Origin of the sequence: Natrinema salaciae (assembly GCF_900110865.1) — an archaeon.
In the GTDB taxonomy this organism is placed as follows: Archaea; Halobacteriota; Halobacteria; order Halobacteriales; family Natrialbaceae; genus Natrinema; species Natrinema salaciae.
In genome coordinates this window covers 171611-195140 of record NZ_FOFD01000005.1, presented here as the reverse complement: position 1 = coordinate 195140, position 23530 = coordinate 171611, and the positions used below count along the sequence as shown (strand labels likewise).

General features: G+C 62.1%; 16 protein-coding genes and 1 pseudogene. 3 read left to right on the top strand and 14 right to left on the bottom strand.

Translation table 11 applies throughout. The annotated features are described in order from the left end of the window. Positions 1-388 precede the first annotated feature (388 nt). The 8 genes and pseudogenes from BMX07_RS17645 to BMX07_RS17610 all read right to left on the bottom strand — a co-directional run bounded on the left by BMX07_RS17645 (position 389) and on the right by BMX07_RS17610 (position 10463). Complete coding sequence (locus BMX07_RS17645) at positions 389-1528, bottom strand: tyrosine-type recombinase/integrase (RefSeq protein WP_090620412.1); 1140 nt, start codon at positions 1526-1528, stop codon at positions 389-391. Positions 1529-1890: 362 nt separating this feature from the next. Continuing rightward, a pseudogene (locus BMX07_RS17640) lies at positions 1891-2435 on the bottom strand (transposase); the annotation flags it as partial. A gap of 224 nt (positions 2436-2659) precedes the next feature. Further along, positions 2660-3949, bottom strand: a complete 1290-nt coding sequence (gene gdhB / locus BMX07_RS17635; RefSeq protein WP_090620410.1) for a glutamate dehydrogenase GdhB — start codon at positions 3947-3949, stop codon at positions 2660-2662. Positions 3950-4056: 107 nt separating this feature from the next. Beyond that, positions 4057-5379, bottom strand: a complete 1323-nt coding sequence (locus tag BMX07_RS17630) for an aminotransferase class III-fold pyridoxal phosphate-dependent enzyme (RefSeq protein WP_090620407.1) — start codon at positions 5377-5379, stop codon at positions 4057-4059. Between the two features lie 1107 nt (positions 5380-6486). Beyond that, complete coding sequence (gene rocF, locus BMX07_RS17625) at positions 6487-7443, bottom strand: arginase (RefSeq protein WP_090620405.1); 957 nt, start codon at positions 7441-7443, stop codon at positions 6487-6489. A gap of 43 nt (positions 7444-7486) precedes the next feature. Next, the gene (locus BMX07_RS17620; protein WP_090620403.1) at positions 7487-7687 is read right to left on the bottom strand and encodes a hypothetical protein; all 201 of its coding nucleotides are present in this window, start codon (positions 7685-7687) and stop codon (positions 7487-7489) included. Between the two features lie 297 nt (positions 7688-7984). After that, positions 7985-8785 (bottom strand): IclR family transcriptional regulator, encoded by an 801-nt coding sequence (locus BMX07_RS17615; protein ID WP_090620401.1) that lies wholly within the window; start codon positions 8783-8785, stop codon positions 7985-7987. Positions 8786-8930: 145 nt separating this feature from the next. Continuing rightward, positions 8931-10463, bottom strand: a complete 1533-nt coding sequence (locus BMX07_RS17610; protein ID WP_090620399.1) for an aldehyde dehydrogenase family protein — start codon at positions 10461-10463, stop codon at positions 8931-8933. Between the two features lie 413 nt (positions 10464-10876). Here BMX07_RS17610 and BMX07_RS17605 point away from each other — a divergent pair, with 413 nt between their 5' ends. Both BMX07_RS17605 and BMX07_RS17600 read left to right on the top strand, forming a co-directional pair. Then, the gene (locus tag BMX07_RS17605; RefSeq protein WP_090620397.1) at positions 10877-12553 is read left to right on the top strand and encodes a Na+/H+ antiporter NhaC family protein; all 1677 of its coding nucleotides are present in this window, start codon (positions 10877-10879) and stop codon (positions 12551-12553) included. A gap of 176 nt (positions 12554-12729) precedes the next feature. Beyond that, the gene (locus BMX07_RS17600) at positions 12730-14376 is read left to right on the top strand and encodes a thiamine pyrophosphate-binding protein (RefSeq protein WP_090620395.1); all 1647 of its coding nucleotides are present in this window, start codon (positions 12730-12732) and stop codon (positions 14374-14376) included. A 1026-nt stretch (positions 14377-15402) separates the two neighbouring features. Here the strand turns inward: BMX07_RS17600 and BMX07_RS17595 are convergent. The 6 genes from BMX07_RS17595 to ddh form a co-directional block, all read right to left on the bottom strand. Further along, positions 15403-15855 carry a DUF7970 domain-containing protein gene (locus tag BMX07_RS17595; protein ID WP_090620393.1) on the bottom strand — a complete coding sequence of 151 codons (453 nt, stop codon included), beginning with the start codon at positions 15853-15855 and terminating at the stop codon, positions 15403-15405. Then, positions 15852-16847, bottom strand: coding sequence for a ParA family protein (locus tag BMX07_RS17590; protein WP_090620391.1), 996 nt, complete (start codon positions 16845-16847; stop codon positions 15852-15854). The genes BMX07_RS17595 and BMX07_RS17590 overlap by 4 nt, the downstream gene beginning before the upstream one ends. 913 nt (positions 16848-17760) lie before the next feature. Continuing rightward, positions 17761-18453 (bottom strand): cysteine dioxygenase family protein, encoded by a 693-nt coding sequence (locus tag BMX07_RS17585; RefSeq protein ID WP_175480187.1) that lies wholly within the window; start codon positions 18451-18453, stop codon positions 17761-17763. Between the two features lie 178 nt (positions 18454-18631). After that, positions 18632-19804 carry an MFS transporter gene (locus BMX07_RS17580; RefSeq protein ID WP_090620387.1) on the bottom strand — a complete coding sequence of 391 codons (1173 nt, stop codon included), beginning with the start codon at positions 19802-19804 and terminating at the stop codon, positions 18632-18634. A 108-nt stretch (positions 19805-19912) separates the two neighbouring features. Next, positions 19913-21082: an acyl-CoA dehydrogenase family protein gene (locus tag BMX07_RS17575; RefSeq protein WP_090620385.1), complete on the bottom strand. Its 1170-nt coding sequence runs from the start codon at positions 21080-21082 to the stop codon at positions 19913-19915. Positions 21083-21223: 141 nt separating this feature from the next. Further along, positions 21224-22153 (bottom strand): D-2-hydroxyacid dehydrogenase, encoded by a 930-nt coding sequence (gene ddh, locus BMX07_RS17570; protein ID WP_090620384.1) that lies wholly within the window; start codon positions 22151-22153, stop codon positions 21224-21226. Positions 22154-22304: 151 nt separating this feature from the next. On the opposite strand from ddh, the gene BMX07_RS17565 reads away from it, so the two are divergent. Further along, complete coding sequence (locus tag BMX07_RS17565) at positions 22305-23525, top strand: MFS transporter (protein ID WP_090620383.1); 1221 nt, start codon at positions 22305-22307, stop codon at positions 23523-23525. The last annotated feature ends 5 nt before the right edge of the window (positions 23526-23530 follow it).

Sequence of the window (23530 nt, the reverse complement as noted above, 5' to 3'; positions counted from 1 at the left end):
CCATCTGGTGCTTCCGAGAGCCGACGCAGCTCCCCGATCGCAGCGAGACGAGGCGAATCAACGTTTGGCGTTCCCCTGTGAGGAATAGCAGCGATAGAGTGCATGTTACTGCCAACATCTTCGGTTCTATCGGAACGAACGTTCGACTGTGAGCGGAAAACGCGGGCCGATCGAAGAGATCCACTCCGCAGTTCCCACGTTGTATTACAATCATACGGGTGTAATTGTTCGCGAAGAGAGAACCGACTGCGGGCCGCCGCTCCACGACGTTCGCCGATTGCGCGCCGTTCGACGGGAAGTCGACGCCGATGGGATACCGAGAGGGCCGCGCGTGACAGGTTCGGACCCGCCGGCGCGTGCTCACAGCGGAATGATATTCTCGGCTGGGTCACGCATCGTGTTCGGCGAACGCATCGCCGGCGTCTTTGGCCATTTCCTTCGCTTCGATATGCGAGTACGATTTTCGGACGACCGCTTCACTGTTATCCAGGAGACGAGCAGCAGCGGTAAACCCGCGCTGGCGGACCATCACCTCGCCTGCTCCGCGGCGTCCGCCGTGCGGTGCGAGGTACCCGTGCGCATCGTCGAGATCGATGTCGGCACCCTCGCACAGCCGTCGCATGATCCGTCGAGCGCCGTCGGTGTTGATCGAGGGCGGCACGAGCCCGTGCTCGCGGAGCGCTTCGAAAACGTCCGTTTGGCCGGTGAGTTCGTCGACGAACTCCTCGATCTCGCCCCGCGACCGGTCATACTCGTTCCGCAGTCCCGTTCGAAGCGTCTCGTAGAGCGTCGGGAGGTGGAACGTCGGGAAGACCGGCCAGTCGTCTCCGGCCGGATCGAGAATTTTTCTGTATCGCGCCATAGGATTTATCGTTTGATTCGGCAGGGATCGATCGGACCAGTTCTGTTTCTTCGCGAGGACGGTCATCGTCCGGTCCTCGAGCGAGATATCGCCCCACATGAGCCCGTTTCGACGCTCGTCTTTCGGATCCGCGAAAATTTCTCCACCGCGGACCCCGGAGTAGCAAAGCACGTAGACGAGCGCTCGATCACGAAACGCCTGGATCGCGTCGAGTCCCTTCTCGTCGGCCGCATCGTGAGCGCGCGTATCGACGTAGCGCGTGATCAGCGATCGATGTTCGTCGGTCCAGGCCTGCTGGTCGCCCGATCTCCGGCCGTCAGTCTCGGGAAGCGGTTCCTTCGCGACGTTTCGCTGGGCGTAGTTTGCCTCGAGAAGCCCCTCGCGAACGCACCAGCCGACGTAGGCGCTGACCTGTGCGTAATACGTCTGCACCGTCCCCGGTGTGAGCTCTCGTTCGGTGAGGTCTCGAGCGTACCGTCGGAACGTTCGCGCATCGAGCTCGTCGAACGTCTCACCCGACTGCGGGTCCGTTTCGAGCCACTCGAGGAAGTCCTCGACGCAGCGCTCGAGATTCCGCCGGTAGTTGCCGCTCCCCTCGCCACCCTTCGACTTCGATCGGAGGAACTCCTCGAGCGGCTCCGCGATCGGGATCGATTCCGGATTCACGTGTGGTCACCCTCGAGAGCCGGTTTCCTGCTGGATTTCATCGCTCGTGATTCACAGAGGGAGTGGACCATCATAAAACCACGCGTGATTATTGAGCTAATCAAGTGTGATCTGCAGACCCACCGATTCCGGTGATTTCGGCAGGGTGCGGCGGCGACAGCGGCGCATCCCAGATGGATAAAGTATATACAGCTATATTGAACTCAGTGGAATCGAACTTGCGAGTACAGCGGGTTCCGCAGAGCTGTAATGCGTGATTGTGGACGAACCAGGGAGCAGAGACTACCTCGAGTCGCCGCACTATCAGCAACGCTTGGTGTGTTACCGATCATCTCGACGATTAATCGAGACGGCTACCAGTGTTACCACTCGGAAACGTGGTGTTCGACCGGACTGAGCGGCCTACTACCGATTCCCGTCTCCTTCTTCAGCAGCGTGAGCGTGGTATCGGCCGTCAGGATCGGCGAGTGTTCGTACTCTCCGATCAGTTCGCCCTGCACGAGCAGATCGACCGCTCGCCAAATCGAGTACAGGAGACACGCGAACGCGAAGTAGAAGAACCGGAGCCCGAAATCCTTCGACGGCGTCGCAGCCATGACCCGTTTGATCGACGTGTAGCCACTCTCGATCTCTCACCGATGGCCGTATCAATAAGATGCCCGCCCCCGCGATTCGACATGCACACCGAGTATTGCCGGTGGTCGCCGTGCTCAGCGTTCTCTGTACCACAATAGAGCAGCGTCGTCTGGTGCTACTCGTTATTTTTCGAGACGCAGCTTCCGGTCGGTCTCGTAGCTGTCCTGATCACGGCGGTGCAATCGTCTGGCCTGTACGCTCTCGCTGGTCTGCATCCGCTTGGGCACGATTACGAGGGCCCACGGTGGCCGAGCAGCTCCAGAAGATGCTGGCAGCAGCGTAACAGCACCGACCAGTCGCCGTTCCGAGAACTACTGCAAATCAGAGGTTTCCGGATCGGTAATGGAACTGCCAATAGTATCGTGGCGAACCTCGAGACGACAGGTGTCCAGAAGCCACGCTACGTTCGGGAGTCGAGTCGAAAACGAGTTTCTCACGGATCGTCGTCGGCAATCACGCCGTGAGACGGTGTATTCGGTACGTCGATCGACCGACCTATGGCCAGAGTCCGCGGGCCTCTTTTGCCTCGCCAATTCGGTTGAGCGCCACGACGTACGCCGCATCCCGCCAGTTCATGTTCCGTGCATCGACTTCCGCTTTCACGTCGGCCCACGCGTCGAGCATCGCCGACTCGAGTTCGTCGTTGACCCGCTCTTTGGACCACGTTCGGCGGTTGATATCCTGAAGCCACTCGAAGTAGGAGACGGTTACACCGCCGGCATTAGCGAGGATGTCTGGAATGATGTGTTTGCCACGTTCGTGAAGAATCGCATCCGCACTCGAGGTAGTCGGACCGTTTGCGCCCTCGACGATGATGTCGGCCTGGATTCGATCCGCGTTGTCGGCCGTGATGACGTTCCCGATGGCGGCCGGGATGAGCACGTCTACGTCCAGTTCGAGGAGTTCCTCGTTGGAAACCGTGTTCGAACTGTCGTAACGCATCACGCCCTCCGGCTCCTCCCTGTGTGACGGAACGTCCTGTGTCTGCAGTCCGTCGGCGTCGTACAGACCCCCGTTGACGTCACTGACGGCGACGATGTCCGCACCCCACTCGTCGAGCAGGCGGGCAGCGTTCGCACCGACGCTCCCGTACCCTTGCACCGCAATCGAAACGTCGTCAAGGCTTTCGTCGTAGTACTCGATCGCTTCCCGCGCAACGATGGCGACGCTCCGCCCGGGAGCTTCCGCTCGACCGTAACTACCGCCGATAACGGGCGGTTTGCCGGTGACGACGCCGGGAATCGTTTCCCCTTCCTGCATGCTGTACGCGTCCATGAACCAGGCCATCGTCTGTGCGTCGGTGCCCATATCGGGTGCAGGAATGTCCCTGCTAGGACCAACGTCGTCTCGGATTTCTTCCGCGAACCGTCGGGTGAGGCGCTCTTTTTCGCCGTCGCTGAGTTTCTTCGGATCGACGACGATCCCCCCTTTCCCGCCACCGAACGGGATATCCATCACCGCACATTTCCACGTCATCCACATCGCGAGGCCGACGCACTCGTCCGCGTTCACTTCGGGGTGGTAGCGGAGCCCACCCTTGTACGGGCCGCGAACGTCATCGTGCTGTGCGCGATAGCCCGTAAAGACGTCAACGGATCCGTCGTCCCGCTCGAGCGGAATGGAGACCTCGACGACTCTGGTCGGGTGTTTGAGACGCTCGATGACGCCGGCGTCGACATCGGTCCGGCTTGCAGCGGTACGGAGCTGCCGGCGAGCCGTTTCGAGGGGCGATTCGGTCGACGATTCGCTGTTCGATTCGGAGTGGGTGGTCTGTTTCTGTGTCATTAGTGAAGTCGGTTGGTAGTTTCGAGAGCCGTCATCGAGCGGAGATAGGCGTCGTGAACGCGTGGGCACGTGCCTGGACCGTGCCGACAGAGCCGCGTGCCCATCAACTAGACACTCGATGACGATTCTACGCGGTCGATCGCGTCGTCGAGTAGGTCGACGGCGATGTCGAGTTCGCGCTCACGAACGTCGAGGGGCGGGAGCAGTCGAAGCGTCTTTTGTCCGCAGCCCAGCGTCAGTAGCCCTCGCTGGAGGGCAGCGTCGACGACCGCCTCTCGACGGTCTTTCGTATCGAACTCGACCGCAGTCATCAGACCGAGTCCGCGAACGTCGACGACCGTCTCGGGGTGACTGTCCTGAAGCTCCGCGAGCTGTCCCAGGAACCGCTCGCCGGCCTGCGTCGCGTGGCGAAGAAGGTCGTGTTCCTGTATGGCTGCGACCGTAAGCGTTCCCTGAATCGAAGAGAGGATGTCGCCGGCACCCCACGTCGAGGAGATACGGCTCTTTTCGTCGGGGAAGATATCCGTGGACGAGATCGTCGCGCCGACGCGAAGCGCTTTGGCGCTCGTGATGACATCCGGTTCGAAGTCGAAGTGGTCCGACGCCCACATCTTCCCGGTCCGGCCGACCCCGGACTGGATCTCGTCGGCGATGAGCGGGATGTCGTGTTCGGCACAGAGACCGTTGACCGCGCGCATGAACTCCGGCTCCGGAATCTGGTACCCCCCTTCGCCCTGTACCGGCTCGAGGATGAGGAAGGCGACCTGTTCCGGCGGGATGTGGCCGCGTTTGGGGTCCAGTTTCTCGCGGAGGCGTTCGACGCCGGCCATACTGTGAGGCACGTCGTGGATGCCGCTGAGTTCGGGGAAATCACGGCGGTGGACGGATTTCGACCGGTTCAGCGAGAGCGTCCCGAGCGTGCGCCCGTGGAACGCCCCCTCGAACGTGAGTCCGTATTTTGGTTGCTCACAGTTATCGTAACAGACCTTCATCGCGTTCTCGACCGCCTCGGCCCCGGAGTTCGACAGGAAGACGGTGTCCATTCCGTACTGATCGGTGATCTCCGTCAGCGTCTCCATCAGATGGGCGGGGCCAGGAAGTTCCGTGTCTGCCGGCGTTCCACCGGTGCTGACGTAGAAGTCCTGCCCTGCGATTTTCAGCGGATCGACGAGGTCGAACTCCCGCAGCTTGTCCATCAGTTTCGGGTTGTTGTAGCCGAGCGGAGCAGCGGCGACGTGACTCGTGAAGTCGAGCAGAACGTTGCCGTCGGGGTCGGTACAGAACGGACCGACTGCGTCTTCGGTGATGTCCCAGACGAAATCGTAGACGTACGTGCTCGTTGCTGCCGCCTCGCTGTGAAAGTCGACCCACTCTTGGGCCGTTGGTCCCGGTAATTTTTGGACTATTGGCTCAGCTTGTTCTCGCTGCATATACCGTTCTGTTCGCTACCACGATAAAAACATTTCGTATAACAGCCGCGTGTCGACGCTGGAAAAACGGCAGTATATATTTGACATTATCAAAATCACTTCCGCGTACGCATCTGTCGGTCGCCGATCACCACGATTCGGAACGAGGGATATCCATTACAACCATATGAATGGATGAATTTGGTCGGTCGGTCCCACCGTCTCGGCTCGCCGACGGAATCACGGGCGAAAATCGACGACCGCGGGACGGGACCGTTTTGACAGTCACGAACGGGTTCGGACGCAGATCAACGCGGAACGGGTGATACCGTCGGGCGATGGCTGTGACTCCGTTCGTTCGGTGTTCGTTCGGGTATCCGTAAGATGGTTCCAGCCACCGAATCAATCGCTCGGCCCGCTACTGGTCCGGGTCCAGTAACAGTTGTCACATCCATCATCGACTCAGTAGTGCCGCGAGCGATTCCAAACGGGGGAGAACGGTCCAGGGTAGTGGTTGGCATGTCGAGACCCGTCCCGATGGGGAGAGCGACAGATCGTCAATCGAGTGGAGGCGATACCAGCCACTGCACACCTGCAGGCACGACGACTGGGCGATCATCGTGTCACACGTTACGGGGGCTGCTCTAGACCCCGTTTTTCGATCGGATCACGGTTGCACGACCGGCCGGAATAGCGATACGGGTCCATGTAAATCCGTGCCGATCGAATACCGTCGCTTGCTGCAACCGGTTCACCGAGCACGTGACACCTACCCCCGGAACGGCTCCGCCCCAGCCCACGAACGAACTGCAGCCAGAGTGCCACTGGCATCCGCGATAGCAGAAAGCGACCCGGAACGCGGACTCGAGCGAGCCGTACCGGGCCCAAGTTCGTATATTTCAAACAAGCGGCCTGGCCATGCTGACCGGATTCTCGACCGACTCGATGGTGAACCAACCGGCCGATTACACATGATTCTCCCTTACAACTCGGGGTTTCACCAAACTAGTTGCTTCGTGATCGACGGCGTGTGACCGGCGGGTGGGCCGCTCCGAGGAGTACCCGCTCGGCTGTGCCTGTCGTCCCTACCGAAGCAACAGGTGCTCCAGTCGAACGGCTACCGAAGCGTTACGCTATTTGTTTGCCGAGGAGGCTGGCAGCGAGTTCGGCCGCGACTTCCGCGGTGCGGTTATTCCTGTCGAGAATCGGATTCACTTCGACGATATCGGCCGAGCGAAGTAGCCCCGCGTCGCGGTCTCGGTTGGCAACGCACTCGAGTGCAGCGTGGGCCTCCCTGTATTCGACACCGCCGCGCACGGGGGTTCCGACGCCCGGTGCGACCGTCGGGTCGAGCCAGTCGAGATCGAGGCTGACGTGAATCCCGTCCACGCCGTCGGTTGCGATATCGAGGGCGTCCTCGACGACGGCGGTGATGCCCCGTTCGTCGATATCGAGCATCGTGAACACGGTTACGTCACTTTCCTCGAGGGCGAGTCGTTCGGCGTCGTCAAGGCGTCGTGCGCCGACAATAACGGTATTCGACGGTGCGACGGTCGGGGTCGCCGTCCAGTCGAGGTCGTCGAACTCGCCGTAGCCAGTGACGGCTGCCAGGGGCATGCCGTGGACGTTACCACTGGGAGAGGTGTTCGGCGTGTTGTAGTCCCCGTGGGCATCGAACCAGAGAACCCCGATGTCCGCCGCTCGTGCTGCGCCGCGGATCGTTCCCATTGCAGTCGCGTGATCACCACCGAGAGCGATCGGAACGTCGCCGTCCGCAATCGCGTCGGCAACCTCGGTCGTGAGTTCGTCGGTAACACCGGCGATCTCGTCGAGATACTTCGCATCGTCCTCCGTATCTGGGGCATCGCACTGCTCGAGTCGGGGGACACGCAGGTCTCCGAAATCGGTGCAACTAACGCCGGCTGCTTCGAGCTCGGCAGCGATGTCCGCATAACGGATGGCTCGTGGTCCGATATCGACGCCGCGCCGATCCGCTCCGAGGTCGAGCGGCGCGCCGAGCAGGCGAACGGTTCGAGTCGTCGATCGGTTCGGGTGGTCGGTCCTGGAGTCGGTCGGTGTAGTCATGGTGTTGGGAAGACTCGTCAACGGTTCCGTTTCGTCAGCAGGGCTACAGCTCTCGTGCCCTGCGCGTTGCGACGTCGAAGCGATCTAGTGAGACGTACACAGTTCGCCACGAGACGTCTCGGTTTTCGATCGCCATCCGAATCGTCCGTCGGGGATCGAACGGGACGCCCTCGCATTCGTCGCGGCCGCGCTCGAGCGATCGGCTCCAACGGGTGAGCTGCTGGGGCCACTCGATGTCGCTCACTGTCCCGCCGCCCGCGTTCGCGGGCGTGGGGGAGACATCCGGCGTTTACGGGTAGCGAATCGATCGGCGGCTACGAGCGGTGAGGCTGCCGGAGACACGTGTCAATCACTCGGCTGTTTCGTGCCGTTGCTCCAGTAGCAGTTTCCGCATCTCGGTTCCGGTTCACACGTGTCAATGGCAGTACCACACGCTGGACACCGTCGCCGGGTAGTAGCAGGCATAGTTTCGTGTACCATCGTGATAACTCTACGGCAATATATATACTCTTCGCAACTCGCGGACCGACATCGAGACGGGTCAGCCGTCACGCTGTGCCGTCTCAAGGTTAACCTCGATGAGATTTGCGGTCTCCATGACGATTTCGGGGACTTCCGACCGAAACCGCTCGCCTTTCAGCCGACTGGCCGGTGCGCTCACGCTCACTGCACCGAAAATGGAATCGTCGGGAACGCGGATCGGTGCGCCGACGGCACGCATGCCACGGATCTCTTCTTCGTCGTTGATCGCATATCCGTTCTCTCGCACCGTCTCGAGCGTTTCCCGCAGTTCGGCTTCGTCCGTGATCGTGTTTTCCGTCTGTGCTTCGAGTTCCTGCGCTTCGAGTATTCTGTCTCGACGGTCCGCATCGAAGTTCGCAAGCATCGCTTTGCCGGCGGCGTTGTGGTGGAGGTACTGTGGTGTCTCGCGCAGACGGAGGTGGTAGTCGGGCGCGATCGCGTATTCGCCGCGACTCTCGTAGAGGGTAACCTCTCGGCCGCGTTCTTCAGCGACGAGGTGTGCGTATTCGCCGGTGCGTTCGGCGAGTTCGTCAACCTCATCGTGGCCCGCCATGTACAGGCTGGTTTCGTTTCGCACGTGTTCCGCGACCGTGATGAACTGTAAGCTGAGTCGGTAGACGCCGTTCACCTCCGTGAGGTAGCCACAGTTGTGAAGCGTCCGGAGATACGTGTGGACCGTCCCCTTCGTCAGATCGACTTCCTCGGCGATCTCCGTGAGCGTCCCCTCGTTGAGTCGTTTAATGACAGCGAGTATTTCATCGATCTTGCGGACTGATTTGATCTCCCGCCGACCGTTCGTTTCCTTTGCGGTTCCGAACATAGTCCTTCGTCTATAGCGGCATCTCTTAAACGTTTGCATATATCAAACGTATTTATTCGAGCGCGGAGCCGGGACCGCTCACGAAACAGGACCACGAAAGAGAAAACCGTCGCTGGTTCGCAGCCGGTTCGACCCACGAGCCACGTTATTCGTCGGTCTTGATGTCGGCCGACAGCCCCTGGGCCATCTCGATCTCTTTGGAGTTGTTCATCGTCCAGGCGGTACGCTCGGTGACGGCCTCGATGGCCTCGCGAGCGCTGGGGTAGCCGTTGCCGGACTTCTTGACGCCGCCGAACGGCAGCTGGACCTCTGCACCGATACACGGCAGGTTCGCGTACGCGAGCCCGATATCGGCGTGGTCGCGGAAGTAGTTGATCTGTCGGTAATCCTCCGAGATGACCGCCCCCGCGAGCCCGTAGGGCGTGTCGTTGTGGATTTCGACGGCGTCCTCGATGTCACCCGAGTACTCGAGGAGGGCGACGTGCGGGCCGAAACACTCCTCGCGGAGACAGCGCAGGTTGGGCTCGTAGTCGATCTCGTAGACGAACGGCCCGACCCAGTGGCCCTCCGTGTGGCCGTCCGGAATCTCCTCGGCCGCAGGTTCGAACCGATCGACAAGTACGTTCGCGCCCTCCTCGCGGGCGAGTTCGTTGTGCCGGCGAATCTTCTCGACGTGGTCGGCCTCGATCGCCGGCCCCATGAACGTCTCCTCCTCGAGGGGGTCGCCAATGGCGACGTCCTGAGCGACATCGACGAACCGCTCTTTGAACTCGTCGTAGACCGCCTCGTGGATGATTAGCCGCTCGGAAGAGACACAGCGCTGGCCGGTCGTCTTGAACGAACTCATGACAGCCGCGTGGACGGCGATGTCGAGATCGGCTTCCTCGGTCACGACGATGCCGTTCTTGCCACCCATCTCACAGGCCGCGAGTTTCCCGGGCTCGCCGCCGACTTTACCGGCGATCTCGTGACCGACTTCGGCCGATCCCGTAAACAGCACCGTATCGACGCGCTCGTCGTCTGTGATCGCCGCGCCGGCGTCGCCGAACCCCTGGACCATGTTGAAGACGCCATCGGGGATTCCAGCGTCCTCGAACATCTCGGCGATGATCTGGGCACACCACGGCGTCTGTTCGGCGGGCTTCCAGACGACCGTGTTCCCCTCGACCAGCGCGATGGCCATGTGCCAGAACGGGATCGCGACCGGGAAGTTCCACGGCGTAATACAGCCGATGACGCCCCGCGGTTTCCGCCGCATGTACGCGTCCTTGCTCGGAATTTCCGACGGCACGACATCGCCGTGGGGATGGCGCGCGTTCCCCGCCGCCCACTCGACCATATGCCAGGCCTCGGTTACGTCCGCTTTCCCTTCCGAGATCTCCTTGCCGCACTCCTTCGAGACGATCTCGCCGAGTTCCTCGTGGCGATCCCGCAGTTCGTGGTAGATCTCCCACAGGTACTCCGCGCGATCGATCGCCGACAGGTCCCGCCACTCGTCGAAGGCCTCGTCCGCCGCCTCGAGGGCCGCGTCGACATCTGCCTCCGTTCCGCGCTGGAACGTCGCCAGTGACTCGCCCGTGGCGGGGCTTTCGCTCTCGAAGGTTTCGGAGCCGGTTCCGCTCGTCCAGTCGCCATTGATATAGTGGAGATTGGCTCCACTTGTTGTTGATCGACTCACGCTTGACCCTTCTCCTGTGGTCCATATAATTGTTCATCTTTGAGTGAACGGTCCGTGGCGCGGCTCGCCGAGAGACGGTACGTTGTATATATCAAACACACATTCGTGAGAGTACGGTGGCTGCAAGAATGACTTACGAAACCGATAGAGCGTGGTAAGCGGTCACTCTTCAGACGGTAACCGGTGACACGACTCTAATGAAGTTACAGCCATATGCTTGTAACGTAGAACGATACATACGGTTTGATATTCTGAAATAGAATGGTATCGTGATGTGAATTTGCGGGGCCGTCGACGCCACGAACACGCACGGCGGAATTGAACGAACCCGTCCTATCCGTCACCGATTGAATCTGTGTCATAGTACACCATCCATGAAAAGACTTATCAAGTGTCATGGTAGATTAGGCCTCATGGGTGAATTCGGGATACTATCCCTCGTACCGCCACTTTTAGCAATCACGTTAGCAGTTACCACAAGGCGCATAATCCTCTCACTGTTCGTTAGCATCTGGTTCGGCGCCGTCATCTACACCGGCGGGCTCGGCGTTGGACAGACGTTCGACTGGATTATCGAAGCCATCATCGCCGATAGCGGGTTTCACGCGGAGATCCTGGTTTTCACGCTCCTCCTCGGGTCGGGCGTGGCACTTATCTGGCGACTGGGCGGTGCTATCGCCATTCAGGAGGTAGCGAGCAAGCGCCTCGAAACCAGACGGAAAGTCGGGGTCGTAGCCTGGCTATTGGGTATCGCACTGTTCTTCGACGACTATGCAAACACCGCGATCATCGGGAACACGATGCGTGAAACGTCCGACCGAGTCAACATCTCGCGGGAGAAACTGTCCTACATCGTCGACTCGACGGCCGCTCCCGTCGCGACGATCGGGATTTCCGGATGGGTCGCATTCCAGTTGTCGATGATCGACGAAGCCTTCAGCAACATCGAAACCGAAGCGGGCGTACAGACACCGGACGTCTTCACCGTCTACCTCGAGTCGATCCCGTACAACGCCTACGCGATTCTCGCGATCGTCATGGTCGGCGTCATCGTCGTCACACAGCGGGATTACGGAGAAATGCTCACGGCAGAGCGCCGTGCCTGGCAAACGGGCAAGGTCAACGACGACGATGCGGACCCGCTCCAGGAAGTCGAAGGCAATCTCAGTGACCCGATCACTGACCGACCCATGCTCCGAACGTTCCTGCTCCCGATCGTAATCCTGGTCGCCGTTACGATCGGAAGCGCGCTCCGGACCGGCTACGATGGCCAACCGGTGATCGAGTCGCTGCTCGCAGGCGAGTTCGCGACGTTCGTCGAAACGACGACGACCATTGCCGGCAACGGGTCCTGGACGACTGCGCTGGTCTGGGGATCGTTCGCAATGGTTGCAACGGCGTTCACGATCGGCATCGGATACGACCTGTGTACCGCCGACGAAGGCGTCGATGCGGTCCTCGAAGGGTTCGAGCTCATGCTGACTGCGGTGACGATTCTGATCCTCGCGTGGTCGATCAGTACCGTCGCCGACGCGCTGGGGACGGGGGCGTACGTCGCGACGCTGGTCGAAGGCACGATTCCGGTGACGGTATTCCCCGTTGCCGTCTTCATCACCGCGACGTTCATCTCGTTCACGATGGGGTCGTCGTGGGCGACCATGAGCCTGCTGACACCCGTCGCGCTCTCCGTCGCGTTCGATCTTACCGGCGGGTTCGGGCTCGCTCCCGCCATCGTGGGGGCGGTGTTTTCCGGCGCGATCTTCGGGGACCACACGTCACCGATCTCCGATACGACCGTTCTCTCGTCGACCTTTACCGGCGCCGACCTCGTCGACCACGTCCGGACGCAAGCGTACTACGCGACGACCGTTGCGACCGTGGTCGTCGTCTGCTACCTGCTGTACGGGTTCTTCGGCGTGCCGCCACTGGTGTTCTTGCCGGTCGGAGTCGTTCTGCTCGTCGGCCTCGTATACGGCCTGTCGGAATTCGACGCGAATCGAAGAGGGATCGACATCGGGGCACGCGACGTTGACCTGGTCGAGAAGGATGCCGACGCCGATCACGGCAAGTCGCCGGAGGGTTCCAACTGACGTCAGCGACGACCGGCCCGGTATCGTTCCACTCGGTTTGGAAGCCGAATCAGCCGCTCCCTTCGCCCGGTTTCCGGAACGCAATGCGTAGAAATTGGCGGGTGAGAGCCATCTCAGCCGGCGAGGCGTATAGCTGGAATGGGAGATCATAAGTACCTGGTTTACGATGACAGAGTATGGATGTCAGCCGAGCAGTGATAGAACAATTGACGAGCAATGGGATCGTCACGATGTTCGGTATTCCGGGCAAGCAGACGCTCCCGTTGAACGAAGCGATCGGTGCACGTGACGACATCCGGTTTGTAGTCGCACGCCACGAAACCGCAGTGTCCCATCAAGCGTGGGGATACGCGGAAACGAGCGGCACGCCGGCGGCGACGGCTGTCGTCCCCGGGCCAGGCGATATGAACGCGATGAACGGGCTGAAAAACGCGCTCAACGACTGTACGCCGCTCATCCACATCGCCGTCGAGACCGATCCCGAGGTTCGCGGGGGCGGCGGAATCCACGAGACGCCACCGGAGACCTACGATACCGTGGTGAAGGAGAACCTGCTCGTCGAGCGGCCGGAAAGCACGACCGCGGTCATCGCGGAAGCTATCGCGATCGCCGAGACGCCGCCGAAGGGGCCGGTCCGGGTCGGAATCCCGAAAAACTTCTTGACGATGGATGTCCCGCTGGCGACACCCGGCGAGTACAACCGAGAGTACGTCGAGAGCGTCGCCGAATCGGACATCGAGGCGGCTGCGACGCTGCTGGCCGAGGCGACGCAGCCAGTAATCGTTGCCGGCGGCGGCGTCCGTGCCGCGAGCGCGAGCGACTCGCTTCGACGGCTAGCCGACCGACTCGAGGCACCCATCGTGACGACATACAAGGGCAAAGGCGTTCTACCTGACGATCCCGACGGATACGTCGCCGGAACGCTCTCCGGCAGTGCGTCCCCCGAACTCCTCGACTGTCTCGCTACTGCCGACGCCGCACTGGCGGTCGGGACGGACTTCGACGCGGTCGCGACTCGGACCTGGAGCGTCGAACTTCCCGAGGATCTCGTCCACGTGACGCTCGACACTGCCGATCTCGGGAACGGCTACGATCCGACGGTCGGCATCATCGCCGATGCCGGAATGGCGCTGTCGAAGATCGAGGCGACACTCGCAGATCGAGAGGTTCGCGCCCGCGACGGGACAGGACGGGCAGCGGCAGTCCGGGAAGCGACGAGCGACCGTCTCGAAGCACTCCGGGACTCGTCGCCACCGCTGACATCGGTGAGCGCACTCGAGAGCGTCCGGGAAGCCGTTCCGCGGGACGCAGTAGTCTCCGTCGATGCCGGTGGGTTTCGCGTCTGGGCGCTCAACGTCTTTGCGGCCGCCGGTCCACGGTCGTATGTCAACCCGGGGTCGTGGGCGACGATGGGGACCGGTCTGCCGGCAGGGATCGGTGCACAGATCGCCAATCCCGAAGAAGATGTCGTCGTACTCACCGGCGATGGCGGGCTACTGATGTGCGTCCACGAACTCCACACGGCCGTCGCGGAGAACGTTCCGATTACGGTCGTCGTGTTCACGAACGAGGACTACGCGATTATCAGCGATCAGGCAGGGCGGGACTACGAGCTCTCCGACAGGGAGTACAACTGGAGCGACGCGCCGATTTCGTTCATATCACTCGCGGAGAGTATGGGAATGCGGAGTGAGTACGCCGAAGGCCCAACCGAGATTCGGTCGGCGGTCGAGTCCGCAATCGCGGCGGACGAACCGGTTCTCGTTCAGGTCCCCACCGATCCGTCGGAGCCACAGGCGAGCGACTGGATGAGTGCAGAGTGACGACCGACACGAGACCCGGAGGGTTCGTCGTCGGTCCCCCGGCTTACCGCTCCCGTTCGATTTCGACACTGGCCCATCTCCGGCTAACGCGTCTCGAACGGTTAGGACGGCGGGTCGGCAGGATCGGTACCGATACCAGGTCGACCCTCGACCTCGTGGGAACGGATACGAGTGGGCACGTCGAACTGGCACTGGTCGAAGTGGCATTCGACGGCGCAAGCGGTGAAATTCGTACCGGCCAGTCGGCACTCGACCGCGTCAGCGGGTCCGGTCTTCACAGCGAACTCGATGGTGTGGCACGTGAGCAGACACGGGGAGAAGAGAGGCAAGCGGAGCGTCGGGTGTGAATACGAACATATCGGTTTCAAATACTGTTTCTGTAGGATAGATTTCGGCAGTGAACAGGCACGGACGACGGAACACGATCGGCTACAGAGAGAGACGTGACAGCCACCTAATGGCAACAGTCTGACCGCAGTGTACTCGATGAAACCGTGAGTCGGACCGACAAGCAGCGGAGCCGGCTATAGACCGCGGCCCAGCGATCGCTGAGTCGGCGAGGACACCGACGAGGATTACCGCGACACGACCGCAAAGGGGGACAGCGGAAAGACGTATTCCACACGAAGGGAGTCGCGGATCGCAACCGTGGGTATTGGGGCTGGTCGGCCTGTACGTTTGGACCCGGACGGCTGGCAGTGTTCAAATTAGCTGGTTCCAACAGTACACGTAGCTCTGTAACCATGTCTCAGCAGTTGCTGGATCAGCGTTTCTTGAATGATTTCCAAATTGGGAAGTTCGCTGAGACATATTTTTGTATACATGTTCGATAACATTCCAATTTCCATGTTTTCGTCTCAAATCTGAGTCCAAGATGATGGAATGCAGCTTCGAGCAACGGTGCTGAATCGACGAAAAACACGGCACCGTCAATATCATATTTCTCTCACAGTTCACGCAGAACCATCTCAGCAAGTGCGGTTGTACGCGTTGAATCGAGCTCAACGTGGAAAAGTGCGTTCGTTTCTAGTCGAGTTCGCCGAACCCTTCGTCACGCATCAGTTCCGCGACTCCCGCCGGGTTCTCGAAGGCGTACTTCAGGGCGAACTCCCGCGCGTCGGATTTCGGAATATCGTCGTTCGTCTCGAGTTCGTCGGCGAGCGCGCTCCGGAAGTCCGACTCCCGGTCGGTGACTTCCGTTCGGAGGTGCGCCTCGATCCGTTCGTCCCGCTCGTCGAGAACCTTGCTCCGGCGGACGAAATACGGGTACTTGTGTTCGTCCGCCGACGAGTCGTCGGGAGCCGTCGACTGTGCTTCCGCCCGGTCGGCGGGCCGGGCCGGCGACGATTCCGAGGACGGCGACCGGTCGCTGTCCTGCTGGCCGTCGCCACTCGAGGAGCCGTCCGACGGCTCGGAGTCGGTGGCCGCCGTCGAGTCGTCGCTCTGGCCGAAATCGAGGTTGCCAGCGCCGTCCTTCATCGCACAGTCACCTCGGGTTCGTCACCCGCACCGATCTCAAACGATCGCGCGCCGTGGTCGGCGATGTCGAGCGTCAGTTTCGGCTCGATCTCGACGCCGAACGTCTCGGTCGCGACGAACGCGGCCAGTTCGTAGATATCGCGAGCGGTTTCGAGTTCGCGGTCGCGGATCCGACGCTGTCCGGGCTCGCTCACCATTTCGCCGTCTTGCTCGAGCGTCTTCCACCGTTCCTCGATCACTTTGTACGCGGAGCCGCGCGCTTCCCACATCGTATCCATCAGGCTCTCCCGATCCGGAATCGCGACCGGCGTCGCGAACTCGTCGGTGTTCTTGAACTGCTCGGAGTACTGCTGGTGTGCGTTCGTCTGGCCGACGCCGGACGGAACGACGCACGACAGCCCGACCTCGATGTCCAGGCGGGTCTCCATATTTCCGACGAGTTCGTCGAGTCCCTCGAGGCTCAGGTTGCCTTTCCCGGCCGGTTTCACCGGGGCGACCAGCGTCCGCATGGCGTAGATGGAGTTGTACAACAGGTCCTCCGCTCGAGCGTTGGGGTCGATGAGGATGGCGTCGTACTCCTCGTTGAGTTGTTGTTCGTTCCAGAGCAGGTCGTAGAGGAGCTCGTATCGCGGGAACTCCGCTTTGCTCATGTTCTTCATCCCCGTTTCGTAGGCGATCTTTTGCTCGAGGTTCGAGGTGAAATCGCCGAGCATGTCGTGACTCGGGATCACGTCGACGCCCTCGTCCGAGGTTTCGATGAGATCGTCGAACTCGCCGTCGGGCATCTCGAGGATGTGTTTGACCAGATTGTCGGCGTCCGGATCGCTTCGGTGTTCGCCCACGTCGAACAGGCTCGTCAGGTTGCCCTCCTGCGGGTCGAGATCGATCACGCAGACGTCCAGCCCCATCCGCTCGAAGCTGACCGCGAGGTTCGCCGTTGTAGTGGTTTTGAACGTTCCGCCCGATTCGGAGTAGACGACGACTGTGATCATAGAGAGACAGTACAGGCAGCATGTACATAAATCTGTTTCAGAGAGTCGGCATTGATGTCCAGTACAGATATCTGTAACAGACATCTGTAATGAGACCGCGTGCGATCAGAATGAGGGGCCGGAAGATCGGACGCTGCATAGCGCGGGCCGTGCTCGAGACTGGGCCGAATCGAACCGTTCGCCGATGACAGCCGGCTGCCGCATTCCTATCGCGCATCTCCGTTAGCGAGCGTTCTGCGACAGTATTCTATTACAGCGATCTATTACAGGTATTCTATACAGATGTCTATTACAGGACTTCATTACAGACATCGATCAGAAAGGTGTGCCACAGAGAACCAGCCCAGTTCGACCGGACTGCCGTTAGCGGACCGTTCGACCGCGTCCCCCGGTACGAATATACGCCACGGTTGTCCGTCACAGACGTCTGTTACAGATATCTGTTGAGTGAATCTATCACAGACGTTCGGACCTGTATGGATCGACGGCCGTTACCGACAGAGACCCGGCACAGCACTCGGTTATAAATATCTGTTACGTTTGTCTGTTGTATTTGTCCGTAACAGATATATGTAACAGATGTATGTTAGTGAAATCCGGTACAGATGGGCAGAACAACGCAACGAACTGCCGGTCGGTGGTGCGTGATGACCGCGTTTTCAGCCTCAACGGATCGTGACAGACATCTGTTACAGTCGTCCGTCACAGACATGTCGTATGGAACCCGATAACAGAGACCCGAGTCCACCGCAACGAGACTGTTAGCGGTGATACTCGCCCACCCCAGTTCTGTTATATACATCTGTTATGTACCTCTGTTAGAACTATCTGTTACAGCCGTTCGAAACGGGTACCTGAGTGAGAGCCCCATCAGCCAGCGAAGAAACTCACCCCTCAGGAGATCGGTCGTGATCTAGAGGTGGACGTGATCGTGATCGTGCTCTGGGGTGGGTGTATCCAAGACGTCCTCGCACTCGACGTTCGTATACCCCGAATGAAAGAGTTCGACCGTTCCCTCCGCAGCGTCGAACGCGTGCCGTTCGATACAGCCGACGTCGGCTCCAAGCAGGTGAACGCTCACGCTGGGTTCGTCCGACGTAGTCTGAACCGAGTGGATGTCGTTGTTCGGCGGGACCAGTTCGTAGTAGTCCCCGCGTTCCATCTGCTCGGTGCGAATCCGTTCCAGTTCCGCCTCGCCGTCGTCGGTCGCCCCGTCGACGCGGCGGTAGAAATCCTCCCGCTGGGTGCCGCCGTAGATTCCGACGAGCCCCCACGCTAGGTGGTCGTGTACCGGCGTCGAAGCACCCGGCGGCAGGACCAGGGTGAACAGCGACAGTTTGTTTCCCTCCCGGTACAACAGCCACTGGGCGATATCGTCGCCCATGTTTCCGCTGTCGTCCATCTCCTCCGAGGGCAGCTGCTGATATCGCTGGTCGAGCCAGCCGTCGGCGGCGAGAAGGGCCTCGAACGGTTCCTCCAACGCCTCGAGAAGCGCCGGGATCGATTCGTGCTCGTTGGCGGTCGCCTTCACGGTGTCGACGAACTCCCGGAGTCGTTCGCTGTCGGAAACGAATTCGGGCTCGGGGTTCGCGTTCGATGATGCCATCGTGGATTGGTACTTGTGATCAATGGGCATAAGCACACCCCTCGATCGGCCATCGCAGTAGCTTCGACTCGATCGGAACTCGTCTCGGCGGGAGACCGTTCGGTGGGACGGCGGCTCGAGCCGACGGGCGCTCGAGTGCCCGGTTGGTATCGACGAGAGTCGGGACGAAGTCGGCCGATCAGTAGCCGAGACCGAACGTCCAGTTGACGGCCAGCGCGACGGCCACGAACGTCAGGAGCAGCATGAGGACGCCGAACGAGACGGCCCAGCCGAAGAGGTCGGCGAAGAGTCCGACTGCGACCGAGCCGAGCGAAGCGATCGACAGGTACGTCGTCCGAACGAGCCCGAAGCCGGCACCGCGCTCCTGGTCGGTCAGGTTGTCCATGAAGCGAGGCTCCACGGCGACCGCCCAGCTCAACCCGTTCGCGATCAGCACGACGCCGCCGGCGACGCCCACGAATCCGGGAACGGCGACGAACAGGGCCAGCCCCGCGACGCTAGTGAGCATACAGCCGAAGGTCGTTACGTCCCGGCCGAAGCGATCCGACAGCGAGCCGATTCCGGGCTTGACGAGCGACTGAACGACGAAGTACGCGGAGAAGACGACGCCGGCGGTCGTCGGCGATTGACCGCGGTGTTCGACGAGGAACGTCGGCAGGAACGAGGCCGTCCCCTGCCAGACGAACGCGCCGACCGACGCGATGACGACGGTGAACGCGATCTCCGGTTTCCCCAGAATCGTCGTGAGTTCCCGGAGTTTCAGCCGTTCCCGGAGGGGTTGGTCGGGCCGATGCGGATCGACTGGACGGATTCGCCAGAGGAACAGCAGGAAGATCGGGGCCGCGATCGCGGCACCGAACGCGATGGCGGGACGCCATCCGTACCGAACGCTGAGCCACGCGACGGCGACCGGTGCGATCAACCCCGCCGCGGACGAGCCAATCGTATGGACGCCGATGGCGAAGCCGAGGTTCTCGTAGGTCCGATCGAGAAGCGTCGTCGCGGCGCTGTAGTGGAGGCCGGCGACCCCGCCGAGTCCGATCACGAAGAGCACGAACAGGGCGTAGAACGGGGACACCGCGAGGAGGAGACTCATCACGGTCGTCCCGCCGACGGATAGGAGAACGATCGATCGCTCGCCGAACCGATCGGCGAGGATCCCGCTGGGAAACTGCATCACCGCGTACGCCAGCCACATACCCGTGAGTGCGATGCCGATGACGGTGTTGCCGATCCTGAAGTCGTCGGTGATCGCGGGGACGAGCGGGCTGATCGCGAGCCGAGCGACCATCGTCGCGAAAAACGCGAACGTACAGAGCGCGAGTACCGTGTGTCTGTATCGCCACGTCATCGGCACTCACGCGTCGCTCCGGACATGGATGGGGCCACTCGGGTCGACACCATGAGTGTGGATTTTCCGGCAAAGCCGACGGCCGGCGACGGGGGAGCCGAAACGGGGTCAGTACGACTTCGGAAGGCCGAGGACGTGTTCCGCGATGTAGTTTTTCACCATCTCGTTGGAGATCGGCGCGATGACGTTGATCATCGTCTCCCGCCAGTAGCGCTCGACGTCGTACTCGCTCGCGTACCCCATGCCGCCGTGTGCCCGGACGGCGCGCTCGCAGGCTTCGAGCGCGTCCTCGCTCGCCCGAAGCTTGACCGCGTTCGCCTCGGCACCGCAGTCGCGGTCGGCGTCGTACAGCCAGGCCGCTTTCCGAACCATCAGTTCGTCCTGCTCGAGTTTGGCCCACGAGTCCGCCAGCGGGTGCTGGACCGCCTGATAGGAACCGATCGGGTTGCCGAAGACGACCCGATCGTCGGCGTACGCGGCCGCTTTCTCGATTGCCGCCTGTCCGACGCCGACGGCGTTCGACGCGAGCGCGATCCGCTCCGTGTTCGCGAATCGGAGGAGGTACCGGAACCCCGCCCCTTCCTCCCCGATTCGGTCGTCGGCGGGGACCCGGAAGTCGTCGAACCAGACCTCGTTCGAGTCCGACGCCCCGCGTCCCGCCTTCGGAATCTCGGCGACGTCGACGCCGGCCGCATCGCGATCGAAGTCGGTGAAAAAGAGCGTCAGGCCGCCGAACCGATCGGTCGATTCGCGCGGCTCGGTCCGAACGAGAACCATGATGACGTCCGCCTCCTGGGCCTTCGACGTCCAGATCTTCTGCCCGTTGACGACGTATTCGTCCCCCTGTCGCTCGGCGGTCGTCTCGATTCGCGAGGTGTCCGTCCCCGCGTTGGGTTCGGTCACGCCCGTACAGACCTGGACCGCGCCGTCGGCAATCTCCGGGAGGTACCGCTCCTTGTGCTCCTCGTCGGCGAACGCGACGAGCGGTTCCGTGCTGAACGTGTGGTGAGCGGTGATCGAGGTGCCCGCCATCCCGGCCCCCGACCGGGCGATCTCCTGCTGGACCAGCGACGCTTCCTGGACGCCGTATCCCTGCCCGCCGTACTCCTCGGGGATCGTGATTCCGCACCAACCGTCGTCGGCGAACGCCTCGAAGAACTCGACGGGATACTCGTGATTCAGGTCCATCTCGCGCCAGTAGTCGTCGCCGAACTCGTCGCAGAGCTCGCGCACCTGCGAGCGAATCAGCCGCTGTTCGTCGGACAGCTCGAAGTCCATAGCCGGTGTTTCTCGTCTGCCAGCTAAACGTTTCCCCCGCGACTGGTCCAGTCCGTGAGTCGGAGCGAACGTGCAGCATCCCCCTCGAGCGCGCGGCGGCGCGACCGCCGTTCGACGCCGGTCGAGCGGTACCGATCGGCATCAGACGACCCGATTGGCCAGCGCCTCGCCGCGCTCGAGTCGGCCGACGTTGTCCCGGACGAGCTCGCCCACGTCGCGATAGTAGTCGCGGGTGTACGCCGCCGCGTGCGGCGTGACGACGACCTCGTCCATCTCCCACAGCGGGGACGCCTCGGGCAACGGCTCGGTCTCGAAGACGTCGAGCGCGGCACCGGCGATCTGACCGGCCTCGAGCGCGTCGATCAGCGCCGGTTCGTCGACGACCGCGCCGCGAGCGACGTTGACGAAGTACGCCTCCGATCGCATGCGCTCGAACGCCGCCGCGCCGAAGAGTCCGCGGGTCGTCTCCGTCAGCGGGACGGCGGCGATAACGAAGTCCGCGTCGGCGATCGCCCGCTCGAGATCGGCGACCGCGTACATCGCCTCGAATTCGGGGAGCGGCTCGTCGGACCGCCGGACGCCGACCGTCTCGACGCCGAGCGACCCGATCACGTCAGCGATGCCGCGGCCGAGCGTCCCCGTCCCGACGACGCAGGCCGTCGTGCCGGGCAGCGTGAACGCCTCGTCCCACGCCGGGCGCTCCCAGCGCCGTTCCGTCGCGCTGGCGAGCTGGTCGTGCAGCCGACGGGCGAACGCGAGCAGGTACCCCGCGACGGTCTCGCCGACCGTTCGTCCGTGAATGCCGGTGCTGTTGGTGAGCGCGACGCCCGCCTCGGCGAAGGCCTCGAGCGGGAAGCGATCGACGCCGGCCTGCGTCGAGTGAACCCACTCGACGTCGAACAGCGCCTCGAAGTGGTTGCGCGTGACGACCGCGTCGCAGCCCGCGATTTCCGCCTCGTCGACGACCGTTACCTCGACCGGCAGGACAGAGAGGTCGGTCGCGAGTTCCGCCGGCGGGAAGATCGCGTCGACGGATTGCTGGATACCGAGTCGTTCGAGTTCGACTGCCATGGCGACTGCAGGGACGGCGATCCCATTACTCTTCTGCGGGGGTGGGAACCGGGCCTCGAGTCGCCGCGAACGACGCCCGACGGCGGTCCGATCGACGCGTCGTCGCTCCAGAGCAGAATCCTTATCGTGGCCAGCGGGGAACCGATTCCTCGTGGAATCGAATCTCTTCGGGACCCTCTCTGCGGCCAGAACCGGCGCGGCCGACCTCTGGAGCGGCGGACGCGGGAAGATACTGACCGGAGTCGCCGGCGGCTGGTTCCTCTCGATCGGCGTCCGGATGATCTACCCGGTGATGGTCCCCTCCCTCCGGTCGGTCTACGGACTCGATCTGACGACGGCCGGCCTTCTGCTGACGGTGCTGTTCCTCGCGTACGCGCTCGGGCAGTTTCCGGGCGGGGTCCTCGCGGACCGGTTCGGCGAGCGGGTCACGCTCACGGCGAGCGCGGTGATATCGGCGGTGACGCTGACGCTCGTGGTCACCGCCAGATCGTCGATCGTGCTCTTCGCCGCGACGGCGCTCTTCGGGTTCGGAACTGCGCTGTACGCGGTCGGCCGGTACACCGTCCTCCCGCGGCTGTACGCCGATCGGCTCGGCGCAGCCAACGGGGTGACGGCCGCCTCGCAGGACGCCGGGCAGTCGATCCTGCCCCCGATCGCCAGCGTGATCGCCGCGACCCTCGGCTGGCAGTTCGGGTTCGGCTTCGCGGTGCCGCTGTTCCTGCTCTCTGCTGTCGTTCTCTGGGCCGTCGTTCCGACCCGTTCCGCGGACGCGTCCGACGGCGAGTCCGGGCTCAGCCGCGACGATCTCCGCGCTCTCGGCTCGCTGTTGCGCCAGCCGTCGGTCGTCAACGCGACGGCGGTACTGATCCTGGGGCTCTTCGTCTGGCAGGCGTTCACGAGTTTCTACCCGACGTACCTGATCGACGAAAAGGAGCTCTCGGCGACCGTCGCCAGTTTCCTGTTCGGGACCTTCTTCGCCCTCGGCATCCTCATCAAACCCCTCGCCGGCGGCGCGTACGACCGGTTCGGCATTCGTCGCTCGCTCGCGATCGTCGCGAGCGGGCCGACGATCGGCCTCGTCGTCCTCCCGCACGCCGACGCCCTCTGGATTCTCGTCGCGGTCACGGCGCTCGTGAGCACGCTGCTCGGGTTCGCGACGGTCGTCGAACCGTCGCTGCTGAACGCGCTCCCCGAGGAGGTCCGCGGAACGGGGTTCGGCATTCTCCGGTCCGTCGCCTTTACCGTCGGGGCGACGAGCCCCGTCCTGTTCGGCGTGGCGGCCGATCGCGGCTTCTTCGACGAGATGTTCACCGTTCTAGCCGCGTTCGCCGCCGGAATGGTCCTGCTGGCGTTCCGAATTCCCGAAAACTGATGCCC

What these genes read in the sequence shown, in the direction of transcription:
- gdhB (WP_090620410.1), bottom strand. Translation starts at nt 3,949, where the DNA reads ATGACACAGAAACAGACCACCCACTCCGAATCGAACAGCGAATCGTCG.
- BMX07_RS17630 (WP_090620407.1), bottom strand. Translation starts at nt 5,379, where the DNA reads ATGCAGCGAGAACAAGCTGAGCCAATAGTCCAAAAATTACCGGGACCA.
- rocF (WP_090620405.1), bottom strand. Translation starts at nt 7,443, where the DNA reads ATGACTACACCGACCGACTCCAGGACCGACCACCCGAACCGATCGACG.
- BMX07_RS17615 (WP_090620401.1), bottom strand. Translation starts at nt 8,785, where the DNA reads ATGTTCGGAACCGCAAAGGAAACGAACGGTCGGCGGGAGATCAAATCA.
- BMX07_RS17605 (WP_090620397.1), top strand. Translation starts at nt 10,877, where the DNA reads ATGGGTGAATTCGGGATACTATCCCTCGTACCGCCACTTTTAGCAATC.
- BMX07_RS17600 (WP_090620395.1), top strand. Translation starts at nt 12,730, where the DNA reads ATGGATGTCAGCCGAGCAGTGATAGAACAATTGACGAGCAATGGGATC.
- BMX07_RS17595 (WP_090620393.1), bottom strand. Translation starts at nt 15,855, where the DNA reads ATGAAGGACGGCGCTGGCAACCTCGATTTCGGCCAGAGCGACGACTCG.
- BMX07_RS17590 (WP_090620391.1), bottom strand. Translation starts at nt 16,847, where the DNA reads ATGATCACAGTCGTCGTCTACTCCGAATCGGGCGGAACGTTCAAAACC.
- BMX07_RS17585 (WP_175480187.1), bottom strand. Translation starts at nt 18,453, where the DNA reads ATGGCATCATCGAACGCGAACCCCGAGCCCGAATTCGTTTCCGACAGC.
- BMX07_RS17580 (WP_090620387.1), bottom strand. Translation starts at nt 19,804, where the DNA reads ATGACGTGGCGATACAGACACACGGTACTCGCGCTCTGTACGTTCGCG.
- BMX07_RS17575 (WP_090620385.1), bottom strand. Translation starts at nt 21,082, where the DNA reads ATGGACTTCGAGCTGTCCGACGAACAGCGGCTGATTCGCTCGCAGGTG.
- ddh (WP_090620384.1), bottom strand. Translation starts at nt 22,153, where the DNA reads ATGGCAGTCGAACTCGAACGACTCGGTATCCAGCAATCCGTCGACGCG.